Here is a 12497-nt window from a genome sequence, read left to right on the forward strand (position 1 = left end):
TGGCATGGGCTCAATCTAGAGTTTTCTGACTTTTGGGTCAATAAATATTTGACTCTTTGGTCAAGTGGTTGTCATGCCATTGGGTTATGAGGGCGCGCGGGGCTTTGCTGTTAACGCTAGCAGGCGACTGGGCAGATAAAAGAAAAGCCCCAAGGGCCTGCGCCGTCGGGGCTTTCGAGAAGGAGGTGTTTAGCGAGGTAACAACTGCGAATCGGTCAACTGATGCTCCTCGCCGGCATAGTAGGCGCGTACCCGTGGGTCCATCACCGCACGCCACAGCGGCGGGATCAGGGCCAGGACGATCATCCCCGCATAGCCGTTGGGCAGCTGCGGGCTGTCGTCGAAGTGGCGCAGCACCTGATAACGACGTTTGGCGTAGGCATGGTGGTCGGAATGGCGCTGCAGGTGGAAGAGAAACAGGTTGGTCAGCAGAAAGTTGCTGTTCCACGAGTGGCTGGGGTTGGTGCGCTCGTAGCGGCCGTTGTCCAGCTTGCGCCGGTGCAGGCCGTAGTGCTCCACATAGTTGACGATTTCCAGCAGGGTAAAGGCGATCAGTGACTGGACGATAAAAAACAGTGCGCCAAGCCAGCCCAGGGCCAGGCCGAAACCCAGCAGCATCAGGGCGCTGATGGCGTACCAGCTGATCAGTTCGTTGCGCCAGTGCAGTGCCGGCAGGCCGCGTCGTTTGAGACGCTCGGCCTCCAGTTTCCAGGCGTTGAGGAAATTGTGCTTGTAGGCGTGGGGCAGAAAGGCATACAGGCTCTGGCCGTAGCGCGAGGAGCTGGCATCCTCCGGGGTGGAGACATGCACATGATGGCCACGCACATGTTCGACCTTGAAGCCGGCATAGCACACCGCCGCCAGCAGCAGGCCGCCGGCATTCTGTTCGAGGCGTGAGTCCTTGTGGATAAATTCATGGGCCACGGTAATGCCGATGGCCCCCGTCACCGTGCCCACCGAGAGCAGCCAGCCGAGCTGGCCGACCCAGCTCCAGGCCTGATAATGCACGAACACCCAGCCGGCCCAGCCGAGCATGGCCAGCAGTGCGGGTACCGTGCACAGGCTGAGGAAGCGGTAGTAGCCCTGCTGCTCCAGCTGCGGTACCTGTTCGGCCTCGTCCGGGTTGGCCGGGTCGCGGCCGACGATAAAGTCCAGCAGCGGGATCACCCCGAAGACGATGCCGACCACCAGCCAGGCCCAGGCATCGGCCTGCTCGCTGCCCAGCGACCAGTAATAGCTCAAGGGGATACCCAGTACCGGGATCAGCCACAGCCAGTAGCCGATGCTTTTCAGGGCGAGCATCCAGTTGGAGGGCAGGCGTTCGAACATGGTGGGCTCCGTCTTGTTATTGTGCGGGTGGATTCTGGGTAAATTGTAGGACAATCCGTCTTGCGGGCCATCCATCCGGGCCCCACCTTTCGCTCTGAAACGGCCGCTACCCTGGCCTTGGCCCGGTAACACCCTGTGTTACACTCGCGCCCCATTTGCAGGCCGTTGAAAAACGTTGGCGAGGCAGGCAAGACAAGGCGCTACGTAGTAACAGCCTCCGGCTGGTCAAACGGTCTAAAAAGCGGAGTTTACGAGCCGTAAATGAGCATTTTTAGACCGTTTTCAACGCAGTATTGCCAACGCAGGTAGTTTTTCGACGGCCTGATCCCAATAGGTCAGATAGAACCTAAGGTTTCCCCATGACATTCAAGGCACCGGACAGCCTCGCCGAGCAGATCGCCCATCACCTGGCCGAGCGCATCATTCGTGGTGAACTCAAGGCCCGTGAGCGCATTCAGGAACAGAAGGTCACCCAGGCGCTGAATGTCAGCCGCGGTTCGGTGCGCGAAGCGCTGCTGATTCTGGAACGGCGCCATCTGGTGGTGATTCCGCCGCGCCGCGGTGCCCAGGTGGCCGAGCTGACCCCGCACAAGGTCAAGAGCCTGTATGCCCTGGTGATCGAACTCTATGTGCTGCTGGCCCGCGCGGTGATCGAGCGCTGGCAGAGTCAGGAGGAGCTGGCGCCCTTTATGGCCATCCAGCAGCAGTTGCAGGACAGCCTGCAGCGCGAAGACATCAATGCCTTTGTGCAAGGCAGCTTCGATATCATGCGCGCCGCCTTTCCCTTCGCCGACAACCCCTATCTGCAGGAAACCCTGGAGAACCTGTTGCCGGCCATCAGCCGCACCTACCACCTGGCCCTGGAGCGGCGCAAAAGCGAGATGGGCCAGTTCATCAATACCTTCGCCAGCCTGCTGCAGGCCATAGTTGGTCGTGATGCCGAGCAGGCGCGCCAGGTACTGCTGGGCTATGGCGAACATAATTGCCAGCTGGTGCTGGCTGCACTGGCCGAGTCCTAGGGAAAACCGCCCATGCGACTGAAGTGCATCAAACTGGCGGGTTTCAAGTCCTTCGTCGATCCGACCACGGTCAGCTTTCCGAGCAATATGGCGGCGGTGGTCGGGCCCAACGGCTGCGGCAAGTCCAATATCATCGATGCCGTGCGCTGGGTGATGGGCGAGAGCTCGGCGAAGAACCTGCGCGGCGAGTCGATGACCGATGTCATCTTCAACGGCTCCAACACCCGCAAGCCGGTGACCCAGGCCTCCATCGAGCTGATCTTCGACAACAGCGACAATTCCCTGGTGGGCGAATACGCCGCCTTCGCGGAAATCTCCATCCGCCGCCGGGTGACCCGCGACGGGCAGAACACCTATTTCCTTAACGGCACCAAGTGCCGCCGTCGTGACATCACCGATATCTTCCTCGGCACGGGCCTCGGGCCGCGCAGCTATTCGATCATCGAACAGGGCATGATCAGCAAGCTGATCGAGGCCAAGCCCGAGGATCTGCGCAACTTTATCGAGGAAGCCGCAGGCATCTCCAAGTACAAGGAGCGCCGCCGTGAAACCGAGAACCGTATCCGCCGCACCCATGAGAACCTGGCGCGCCTGACCGACCTGCGCGAGGAACTGGAGCGTCAACTCGAACGCCTGCACCGCCAGGCCCAGGCAGCGGAGAAGTACCAGGAATACAAGGCCGAGGAACGTCAGCTCAAGGCCCAGCTGCTGGCTCTGCGCTGGCAGACCCTGAATCAGCAGGTGGGCAGCCGCGAGCAGGTGATCGGCGACCAGGAAGTGGCCTTCGAGGCCCTGGTGGCCGAACAGCGCAATGCCGACGCCGCCATCGAACGCCTGCGTGACGGTCACCATGAACTGAGCGAGCGCTTCAATCTGGTCCAGGGCCGCTTCTACTCGGTGGGTGGCGATATCGCCCGTATCGAGCAGAGCATTCAGCACGGCCAGCAACGCCTGCGCCAGCTGCAGGATGATCTGCGTGAAGCAGAAAAGGCCCGCCTGGAAACCGAATCCCACCTGGGCCATGACCGCACCCTGCTGGCTACCCTGGGTGAAGAGTTGGAGATGCTGCTGCCCGAACAGGAGCTGACCGCCGCCGCCGCCGAGGAATCCGCCGCCGCCCTGGAAGAGGCGGAAAGCGCCATGCATGGCTGGCAGGAGCAGTGGGACGGCTTCAACCAGCGCAGCGCCGAGCCGCGCCGTCAGGCCGAGGTGCAGCAGTCGCGCATTGCCCAGCTGGAGCAGAGCCTGGAGCGTCTGGCCGAGCGTCAGCGGCGCCTGGGCGATGAACTGCAGCAGCTGAGCGCCGACCCGCAAGACGCGGCGATTATCGAACTGGGCGAGCAGATTGCCGCCGGCGAGCTGACGCTTGAAGAGTCGCAACTGGGCGAAGAGCAGCAGGGCGAACGTCTGCAGCAGCTGCGCGAACAGCTGCAGCAGGCCGGCCAGGCGCAGCAGCAGGCCCAGGGCGAACTGCAACGCCTGAACGGTCGTCTGGCCTCGCTAGAAGCCCTGCAACAGGCTGCGCTGAACCCGGGGCAGGGCGCTGGCGACTGGTTGCACAGCCAGGGCCTGGCCGAGCGTCCGCGCCTGGCCGAGGGCCTGCGGGTCGAGGCTGGCTGGGAGCTGGCGGTGGAAACCGTGTTGGGCGCCGATCTGCAGGCGGTGCTGCTGGATGATTTCCAGGGGCTGGACTTTGCCGGCCTTAGCCAGGGTGATCTGCGTCTGGCCAGCCCGGCTCAAGGCGGCGTGCAGCTGGCCGGCAGTCTGCTGGACAAGGTGCAGTCCAGTGTCAATCTGGCGCCCTGGCTGGGGCAGGTGCGGCCGGTAGCCAGTCTGGATGAAGCCCTGGCTGCGCGGCAGAGTCTGGGCGAGGGTGAAAGCCTGATCAGCCGCGATGGCTACTGGGTCGGCCGGCATTTTCTCCGCGTACGCCGCGCCAGTGAGGCGGAAAGCGGGGTGCTGGCCCGAGGCCAGGAGATCGAGGCCCTGGCCCTGGAATGCGAGGAGCGCGAGGCGGCCCTGGCCCAGCTGGATGAGCGCCTGCAGCAGCTGCGCGATACCCAGCGCAGCGCCGAGGAACAACGCGAGCAGCAGCGCCGCCAGGTGCAAGAGCAGGCGCGGCGTCTGGGCGAGCTGAAGGCGCAGCTGTCAGCCGGCCAGGCCAAGGCCGAGCAGCTGGTGCTGCGCCGCACCCGCCTGGATCACGAGCTACGGGAAGCGGCCGAGCAGCGCGAGATCGAGCAGGAGCAACTGGGTGAAGCCCGTCTGCAACTGCAGGACGCCCTGGACGCCATGGCCCAGGACAATGAGCAGCGCGAGAGCCTGCTGGCCAGTCGCGACGCTCTGCGTGAGCGCCTCGACCGGGTGCGTCAGGAAGCGCGCCAGCACAAGGACCATGCCCATCAGCTGGCGGTGCGTCTGGGCTCGCTGAAAGCCCAGCACGATTCCACCCGCCAGGCCCTGGAGCGCCTGCAGCTGCAGGCCGAGCGCCTGCATGAGAAGCGTGAGCAGCTCAACCTCAATCTGGAGGAGGGCGAGGCGCCCCTGGAAGAACTGCGCATCAAGCTCGAAGAACAGCTCGATAAACGCATGGCCGTGGAAGAAGAGCTCAAGCTGGCGCGCCTGGCCCTGGAAGACGCCGACCGCGAGCTGCGCGATGCCGAGAAGCGCCGAACCCAGGCCGAACAGCAGTCGCAACTATTGCGCGGGCAGCTGGAGCAGCAGCGCATGGACTGGCAGTCGCTGAACGTGCGGCGCAAGGCCCTGGCCGACCAGCTGGCCGAGGACAACTACGACCTGCATGGCGTACTGGCCACCTTGCCGGCCGAGGCCAGCGAGCAGGCCTGGGAAGAAGAGCTGGAGCGCCTGGCCGCCCGCATCAGTCGCCTGGGGCCGATCAACCTGGCGGCCATCGACGAATACCAGCAGCAATCCGAGCGCAAACGCTATCTGGATGCCCAGGACGCCGACCTGGTGGAAGCCCTGGACACCCTGGAAAACGTGATCCGCAAGATCGACAAGGAAACCCGCAACCGCTTCAAGGAAACCTTCGACAAGATCAATGGCGGCCTGCAGGCCCTGTTCCCCAAGGTATTCGGTGGCGGCAACGCCTATCTGGAACTCACCGGGGACGACCTGCTGGATACCGGGGTGACCATCATGGCGCGCCCGCCGGGCAAGAAGAACAGCACCATTCACCTGCTGTCCGGTGGCGAAAAGGCCCTCACCGCCTTGGCCTTGGTGTTTTCCATCTTCCAGCTCAATCCGGCGCCGTTCTGCATGCTCGATGAGGTGGATGCACCGCTGGACGATGCCAACGTCGGGCGCTATGCGCGGCTGGTCAAGGAAATGTCGGCCACCGTGCAATTTATCTATATCACCCATAACAAGATCGCCATGGAAATGGCCGATCAATTGATGGGTGTCACCATGCATGAACCCGGTTGTTCGCGTCTGGTGGCGGTGGATGTGGAAGAGGCCTTGGCAATGGTTGAATCATAATGCGTCTGCCTGTGTAAAGTTGTCTTTCGTCGTGCTAGCTTAATGCGCATTGTTATTGCCGCGTGGCTCTTTAACAGGTGGGAAAGGCCTGTTAGATCATGGAGTTGGCGCCACGTTGATGTTATTGGAATGAGCGGGACGCTCTGTTAACCAGCATTTCTCATTAGGGGTTAGGGTATTTCATGGAATTCGGTCTGCGCGAATGGCTGATTGTCATCGGCATTATTGTGATCGCCGGCATCCTGTTTGATGGTTGGCGGCGCATGCGCGGTGGCAAAGGCAAGTTGAAGTTCAAACTCGATCGCAGTTTTGCCAACTTGCCCGATGATGATAGCGATCCAGATCTGCTCAGCCCGCCTCGGGTAGTTGAGCGTAATCGTGACCCCTCTTTCGATGAAGAAGATCTGCCGTCCTTAAGCGCCCGCGAGCTTAACCGCCGCCGTGGTGGCGAACCGCAGCAGGGCGACCTCAACCTGGGGCTGGATGAGCCGGTGCCGACCCTGCTCAGCCCGGTGGAGCAAGACGATGACGCCGCGCCCAAAGCCCAGGCCAAGAGTCCTGAAAAAGAACTGCCACCGGTCGAGGAAGTGCTGGTGATCAATGTGATCGCCCGCGACGAGGAAGGCTTCAAGGGCCCGGCGCTGTTACAGAACATTCTGGAAAGCGGTCTGCGTTTTGGTGAAATGGATATTTTCCATCGCCACGAAAGCATGGCCGGCAATGGCGAAGTGCTGTTCTCCATGGCCAACGCCCTGAAGCCCGGCACTTTCGATCTGGACGATATCGAGGGTTTCAGCACCCGCGCCGTGAGTTTCTTCCTTGGCCTGCCAGGCCCGCGCCATCCCAAGCAGGCCTTCGATGTGATGGTGGCCGCGGCGCGCAAGCTGGCCCATGAACTGGGCGGCGAGCTCAAGGATGACCAGCGCAGCGTGCTGACCGCACAAACTATCGAACATTACCGTCAGCGTATCGTTGAATTCGAACGCCGCCAGTTGACCCAGAAACGCTAAAAAACAGCGGCAAGCTGCAAGCCTCAAGCCACAAGTTAATCGCTTGGCTTGGGGCTTTTTGCTTTCTTGCCGCTTGAAGCTTGAGGCTTATTTGCAATGAGTGACGCCGCCCAACGTATTTCCGCACTGCGCAATGAACTGGATGCGCACAACTACCGCTACTACGTGCTGGACGAGCCGAGTATTCCGGATGCCGAGTACGACCGCCTGTTCCGTGAGCTGCAGGCGCTGGAGGCGGCGCATCCGGAGCTGGTGACTCCTGAGTCGTCAACCCAGCGGGTGGGCGGCGAGGCGCTGAGTGCCTTTGGCGAGGTGCGTCACGAAGTGCCGATGCTGAGTCTTGGCAACGCCTTTGACGATAATGATTTGCTGGACTTTGATCGCCGCGTGCGTGAGGGCCTGAACCTGCCCGGGGGTGATCTGTTCGGCGGCGGCGCCGAGGTGGCGTACAGCTGCGAGCCCAAGCTCGATGGTCTGGCGGTCAGCCTGCGCTACGAAAACGGCCAGCTGGTGCGTGGCGCCACCCGTGGCGACGGCAGCACCGGCGAGGATATCAGCAGCAATGTGCGCACCATCCGCAATGTGCCGCTCAGGCTGCAGGGCGAAGGCTGGCCCCAGGTGCTGGAGGTGCGCGGCGAGGTCTATATGCCCAAGGCCGGTTTCGAGGCGCTCAATGCGCGCCAGGCCGAGGGCGGCGGTAAGACCTTCGCCAACCCGCGCAATGCAGCCGCCGGCAGCCTGCGTCAACTCGATCCGAAGATCACCGCCAGCCGCCCGCTGGAGTTCTGCTGCTATGGCGTGGGCCAGGTCAGCGGCGAGTTGCCGGCTACCCAGGTGGGTATGCTCGAACAGCTCAAGGTCTGGGGCATCCCCATCAGTCGTGAGCTGAAGCTGGCCAAGGGTGTTGAGGCCTGCCTTGAGTATTACCGCGATATCGGCCAGCGGCGCATGGAGCTGCCTTACGACATTGACGGCGTGGTGTTCAAGGTCAACACCATCGAGGATCAGCAGCAGCTGGGCTTCCGTGCACGCACGCCACACTGGGCCATCGCCCACAAGTTTCCCGCCCAGGAAGAGCTCACCGAGCTGCTCGCCGTGGAGTTCCAGGTCGGTCGCACTGGCGCCGTGACCCCGGTGGCGCGCCTTAAACCGGTCAAGGTGGCGGGCGTGATGGTGGCCAATGCCAGCCTGCACAATATGGACGAGGTGGCGCGTCTGGGCGTGATGATTGGCGACACGGTGATCATCCGCCGCGCTGGTGACGTGATCCCCCAGGTGATGGCTGTGGTGCCCGAACGCCGCCCGGCCGATGCGCGGCCCGTGCATATCCCCGAGCAGTGCCCGGTCTGCGGCTCGGCGGTGGAGCGTACCCAGCTGGTCAAGCGCAGCAAGGGCAAGGCCAGCGTCAGCGAGGGCTCGGTGTACCGCTGTGTCGGTCGCCTGAGCTGCCAGGCGCAGCTCAAGCAGGCGATCATCCACTTCGTCTCGCGCCGCGCCATGGATATCGAAGGTCTGGGCGACAAGACCATCGAGCAGCTGGTGGACGAGCAGCTGATCGCCTCGCCGGCTGATCTGTACCGCCTCACCTTCGAGCAGATTATCGGGCTGGAAGGCTTTGCCGAGGTGTCTAGCAATAAGCTGCTGGCCGCCATAGAGGACAGCAAGCGACCGACCCTGGCGCGCTTTATCTATGCCCTCGGCATCCCCGATGTGGGCGAGGAAACCGCCAAGGTCCTGGCCCGTTCCCTGGCGTCCCTGGCGCGGGTGCGTCAGGCGCTGCCCGAGGTGCTGACCTACCTGCCGGATATCGGCCTGGAAGTGGCCCACGAGATCCACAGCTTCTTTGGGGATGCGCATAACCAGCGGGTAATCGAAGCCTTGCTGGGCGAGAGCGGGCTGCAGTTGCAGGAGGAGGGCGAGCTGAGCGCCGAGTTCAGCGCCATTGCAACCCTGGGCGGCATGCTCGACAAGCTCAATATCCCCAGCGTCGGCCCGGGTGCGGCGCAGAAGCTGGCTGAGCGCTTTGTCAGCCTGCAGGGTGTGCTTGGCGGTGACTGGCTGGATATGCGCCAGGCCCTGCCGGAGAAACAGGCCAAGGCGGTGCGCGAATTTTTCGACAACCCGGACAACGCCCAGCGTGCCCGTGCCATCGAGGAGCAACTGCGCGACTTCGGCATGCACTGGGAAAGCGAGAAGAAGGTCGCCGAAGGTCTGCCCCTGGCCGGCCAGACCTGGGTGCTCACCGGCACTCTGGAGCTGATGAGTCGCGATCAGGCCAAGGCCAAGCTGGAAAGCCTGGGCGCCAAGGTGGCCGGCTCGGTCTCGGCCAAGACCCACTGCGTGGTGGCCGGCCCCGGCGCCGGCTCGAAGCTGGCCAAGGCCAGCGAGCTGGGGGTGCGGGTGCTGGATGAGCAGGCTTTTATTGCCTGTCTGGCGGACTATGGGGTGAGCCTGTAGGTGCCAGTCTTTAGACGGTCTGATCCGTAGGGTGCGCCGTGCGCACCAGCGATTTGCCGACAGAGCAGGTGCGCACGGCGCACCCTACTTGTTGCCTGCCCCGTCCGCGCAGCGGAGCCTTAGTTAAGCGAGTCGCTCAGGGCCTTGGCCGGCACATACTTGACCACCTTCTTGGCCGCGATCTCGATGGCCTTGCCGGTCTGCGGGTTGCGGCCGGTACGGGCCGGGCGCTCGGTCACTTTCAGCTTGCCGATGCCGGGCAGGGTTATCTCGCCATCGTTTTCCAGGGCGTCGGCGACGATTTCGCTGAGCTGCTCCAGTACGGTGCGGATTGTGCTTTTGGACGAATCAGTGGCTTCGGCGATATCACTGATCAGTTGGTCTTTGCTGATGGCCATGTTGATGCTCCTTGGTGGGTCAGGTTGGGCCGCAGCTTAACCCTTGGCTGACCTGAAATACATGACGTTACGGCTAAAAGCGGGCGATTTGCGGCGCGGGTATCGTCGACTCCATTCCATGCTGACCTTTTGGGTGATTTCCTCGGGCTGAACTAAGCTGCTTCTACTGGGGGTCGAACGAGGAGAGCCACTATGCTGCGCCTGTTTGCCGATCTGGGTTTTCGCTGGAAAATTGCTTTGCCCATTGTCTTGCTGGCGGTGTTGCTGGTCAGCATGGGCGTGCTGGGTATGCGCGGTATCGATCAGGTGGCCGAGTCCAGCACGCGCCTGACCAATCGCTATCTGCCCGGTATCAGTCTGTTGCTCAATGCCGACCGTGACCTGTACCAGGCCTTTGTCGCCGAACGCAGCCTGCTGGATGAGGGGGCGGGCGAGTATGTCGCAGCTCTCAAGGCTACCCATGCCGAGAATCTGCAGCAGGCCTATGACCGCGTGCACAAGTTCGCCGCCATGCAGCCGGGGGCCGAAGCCATGCAGCGGGTGGCCCAGTTCGACACCGGCTTCGAGCGCTGGAAGGCCACTTCGCAGCAAGTCCTGGAGCTGGCCAGCAGCGACCCGCAGGCAGCCAGCGAACTGAGCTTCGGTGCCAGCGAGGAGCAGTTCGAGGTCATGCGCACGGCCATCGACCAGCTGGGCGAGATGGATGATGCGGCCGCCAATGCCGAAGGTCTGGCGGCTATCGCCCTGGGCCAGACCCTGAGCTGGCAGCAGGGGTTGATCATCGTGGTTGGCCTGGTGGTCTGTCTGGTACTGGTGCTGGGTTTCCCGCTGCTGGTGACCCGGCCGCTGCATAACCTGCTTAACCGTATTGAACAGATTGCCGATGGCGATGGTGACCTGCGCGTGCGCCTGGATGTGCTGTCCAATGATGAGCTGGGCAAGCTCAGCCATGCCTTCAACCGTTTTCTCGACAAGTTGCAGCCCCTGATCAAGGAGGTGGGGCGGGTGACCGGTGAGGTGGAAAGTTCGGCGCAGAACCTGGCGGGTATGGCGGCGGCCAATGATCGCTTGATCAGCGGCGAGCATGCGGCGGTGGATCAGGTCAGCACCGCCGCCACCGAGATGAGCTCGGCGGTGCATGAGGTGGCGCGCAATGCCCAGCATGCCGCCGATGCGGCCCGGCAGGCCGAATCGCAGTCCCGTGATGCAGCCCAGGTAGTGGGCGCGACCATCAGCTCCATCCGCCAACTGGCCCATGAGGTGGAGAGCGCGTCAAACAGCATTCAAACCCTGGAACAGGAGGCGGCCAATATCGGCGCGGTGCTGGCGGTGATTCGCGGGATTGCCGAGCAGACCAATCTGCTGGCACTGAACGCGGCCATCGAGGCCGCGCGGGCTGGCGAACAGGGGCGTGGATTTGCCGTGGTGGCCGATGAGGTGCGGGCCCTGGCCGCTCGCACCCAGGAATCCACCAAGGATATCCAGGCCATGATCGAACGCCTGCAGATCGGCGTGCAGAACGCGGTCAAGGCCACCCATGCCGGTAGCGACAAGGCTCGGCAGAGCGTGGAGCAGGCCTCGGGGGTGGATCAGGCTCTGACCGATACCAGTGACTCGGTGCAACGGATCAATGACATGACTGCGCAAATCGCCAGCGCCTGCGAACAGCAAAGCAGCGTAACCGAGGAGATCGCCCGCAATATCACCGATATTCGCGACCTGTCCAACGAGGCGGCGCAGACCTCCGAGCAGAGTGCCGAAGCCAGCCAGCGATTGTCCGAGCTGTCTCGTGGCCTGAGCGCTCTGGTCGGGCGCTTCAGGGTCTGAGTCGATTGAGCAGCTAAGTGCTTGAAGCGGTTGTAAGTTCAGGCCAAGCCGGTACAATGGCGCCGCTCGCCTGCTGGCGAGTGGCGTTATGGTGGTCCCATCGGTCCCCCCGCAACGATCAGCCGTGAACCCGGTCAGGCCTGGAAGGGAGCAGCCGTAGCGGTGACATTGTGTGCCGGGGTGTGGCTGGTGGGGCTGCCTCCATCTCAAACCCCGTTCGGGTTGTTTTGCATATTCCTTATCTACTGTTCAGCTCGTCGCCTAAAGGCTGTGGCCTTGCCGTGGGCGCACTAAAAAGCCCCGTCGTGAGCGGGGCTTTGGGGGTTGCGACTTGCCTTCAGGCGGGGTGGTAGCTGAGCACGCTGTCCTGTTCCTTGAGCGCCTTGCGCAGATCGGCCGGGATATTGCCCGAGCGCACGGCCAGTTCCAGGCGGATGTCTTCCAGGCTTTGGGCGAAGGCCTGGGCGTCGGCCCGCTGGCTGCTGCTGAGTACGCGGCTGTAGGCGGTGGCGTCCTTGTCATCCAGCAGGGAGAGGACAATGCCGCCATCCGGGCGCGGTGGGCTGAAGGTAACGCGCAAGGGGGCGAACAGTTGCTCGACGAGTTGGCGATCAATGCCATGCATAACCATGCTCCATCCTGAGGGTGAGTGCTTCAGACCCCAGGTTGGCCGGATAGTTCGCGGCCAAGCAGGTGCTCAGGCTTTTAAGACCTGGCGCGTGCGATCAATCACCTGCTGCAGGTGTTGGCCGCTGTACTGCCCCGGGTACAGGCGCTGGCTATGCTGGGCAATGCCGGCCTGGTTGACCACGGTAAAACTGAAGCTGCCTTTGCGGGCAGCCAGAATGCGGCAATCGAGCGGCGCAAATGCGCGGGAAAGGGTGCTTACGGCATCCTGAATCTGTTGTTGAGTATTCATTATTCGGGTGTTCCTAAAACGGCATGCGCATCAGTGC

At 62.8% G+C, this 12497-nt stretch carries 9 protein-coding genes, 1 other RNA gene and 1 pseudogene; 7 read left to right on the forward strand and 4 right to left on the reverse strand.

The features are described 5' to 3' along the window. Nucleotides 1–189: 189 nt before the first annotated feature. On the reverse strand, nt 190–1329 hold the full coding sequence (locus GJV18_RS09775; protein WP_160344893.1) for an alkane 1-monooxygenase: 1140 nt from the start codon (nt 1327–1329) through the stop codon (nt 190–192). Between the two features lie 359 nt (nt 1330–1688). Here GJV18_RS09775 and GJV18_RS09780 point away from each other — a divergent pair, with 359 nt between their 5' ends. The 4 genes from GJV18_RS09780 (at nt 1689) to ligA (ending at nt 9316) form a co-directional block, all read left to right on the forward strand. Beyond that, nucleotides 1689–2348, forward strand: coding sequence for a GntR family transcriptional regulator (locus tag GJV18_RS09780; RefSeq protein ID WP_160344895.1), 660 nt, complete (start codon nt 1689–1691; stop codon nt 2346–2348). Between the two features lie 12 nt (nt 2349–2360). Beyond that, nucleotides 2361–5849: a chromosome segregation protein SMC gene (gene smc, locus GJV18_RS09785; protein WP_160344897.1), complete on the forward strand. Its 3489-nt coding sequence runs from the start codon at nt 2361–2363 to the stop codon at nt 5847–5849. A 182-nt stretch (nt 5850–6031) separates the two neighbouring features. Beyond that, a complete protein-coding gene (gene zipA / locus GJV18_RS09790; protein WP_160344899.1) occupies nt 6032–6859 on the forward strand; it encodes a cell division protein ZipA in 828 nt (275 codons plus the stop codon). Nucleotides 6860–6955: 96 nt separating this feature from the next. Then, complete coding sequence (gene ligA, locus GJV18_RS09795; protein ID WP_160344901.1) at nt 6956–9316, forward strand: NAD-dependent DNA ligase LigA; 2361 nt, start codon at nt 6956–6958, stop codon at nt 9314–9316. 119 nt (nt 9317–9435) lie between these two features. On the opposite strand, the gene GJV18_RS09800 is transcribed toward ligA, so the two are convergent. Continuing rightward, nucleotides 9436–9714 carry an HU family DNA-binding protein gene (locus GJV18_RS09800; protein ID WP_160344903.1) on the reverse strand — a complete coding sequence of 93 codons (279 nt, stop codon included), beginning with the start codon at nt 9712–9714 and terminating at the stop codon, nt 9436–9438. Between the two features lie 192 nt (nt 9715–9906). On the opposite strand from GJV18_RS09800, the pseudogene GJV18_RS18895 reads away from it, so the two are divergent. From GJV18_RS18895 to ffs, 3 genes and pseudogenes are all read left to right on the forward strand, one after another. Further along, nucleotides 9907–10683 (forward strand): annotated as a pseudogene (locus tag GJV18_RS18895) (MCP four helix bundle domain-containing protein); the annotation flags it as partial. Between the two features lie 78 nt (nt 10684–10761). Beyond that, nucleotides 10762–11541 (forward strand): methyl-accepting chemotaxis protein, encoded by a 780-nt coding sequence (locus GJV18_RS18900; RefSeq protein WP_407692357.1) that lies wholly within the window; start codon nt 10762–10764, stop codon nt 11539–11541. Between the two features lie 98 nt (nt 11542–11639). Next, nucleotides 11640–11736, forward strand: an RNA gene (gene ffs / locus GJV18_RS09810) — signal recognition particle sRNA small type. A gap of 142 nt (nt 11737–11878) precedes the next feature. Here ffs and GJV18_RS09815 read toward each other — a convergent pair. Then, nucleotides 11879–12166 carry a DUF3509 domain-containing protein gene (locus tag GJV18_RS09815; protein WP_160344907.1) on the reverse strand — a complete coding sequence of 96 codons (288 nt, stop codon included), beginning with the start codon at nt 12164–12166 and terminating at the stop codon, nt 11879–11881. A gap of 72 nt (nt 12167–12238) precedes the next feature. Further along, entirely contained in the window at nt 12239–12460 is a 222-nt protein-coding gene (locus GJV18_RS09820; RefSeq protein ID WP_160344909.1) for a hypothetical protein, read from the reverse strand. Between the last annotated feature and the right edge of the window lie 37 nt (nt 12461–12497).

Source organism: Pseudomonas xionganensis, from assembly GCF_009763245.1.
In the GTDB taxonomy this organism is placed as follows: domain Bacteria; phylum Pseudomonadota; class Gammaproteobacteria; order Pseudomonadales; family Pseudomonadaceae; genus Aquipseudomonas; species Aquipseudomonas xionganensis.

Excerpts from the sequence above, each read along its gene's own strand:
- zipA (WP_160344899.1), top strand. The coding sequence starts at position 6,032 with ATGGAATTCGGTCTGCGCGAATGGCTGATTGTCATCGGCATTATTGTG.
- smc (WP_160344897.1), top strand. The coding sequence starts at position 2,361 with ATGCGACTGAAGTGCATCAAACTGGCGGGTTTCAAGTCCTTCGTCGAT.
- GJV18_RS18900 (WP_407692357.1), top strand. The coding sequence starts at position 10,762 with ATGGCGGCGGCCAATGATCGCTTGATCAGCGGCGAGCATGCGGCGGTG.
- GJV18_RS09820 (WP_160344909.1), bottom strand. The coding sequence starts at position 12,460 with ATGAATACTCAACAACAGATTCAGGATGCCGTAAGCACCCTTTCCCGC.
- GJV18_RS09780 (WP_160344895.1), top strand. The coding sequence starts at position 1,689 with ATGACATTCAAGGCACCGGACAGCCTCGCCGAGCAGATCGCCCATCAC.
- ligA (WP_160344901.1), top strand. The coding sequence starts at position 6,956 with ATGAGTGACGCCGCCCAACGTATTTCCGCACTGCGCAATGAACTGGAT.
- GJV18_RS09800 (WP_160344903.1), bottom strand. The coding sequence starts at position 9,714 with ATGGCCATCAGCAAAGACCAACTGATCAGTGATATCGCCGAAGCCACT.
- GJV18_RS09815 (WP_160344907.1), bottom strand. The coding sequence starts at position 12,166 with ATGCATGGCATTGATCGCCAACTCGTCGAGCAACTGTTCGCCCCCTTG.
- GJV18_RS09775 (WP_160344893.1), bottom strand. The coding sequence starts at position 1,329 with ATGTTCGAACGCCTGCCCTCCAACTGGATGCTCGCCCTGAAAAGCATC.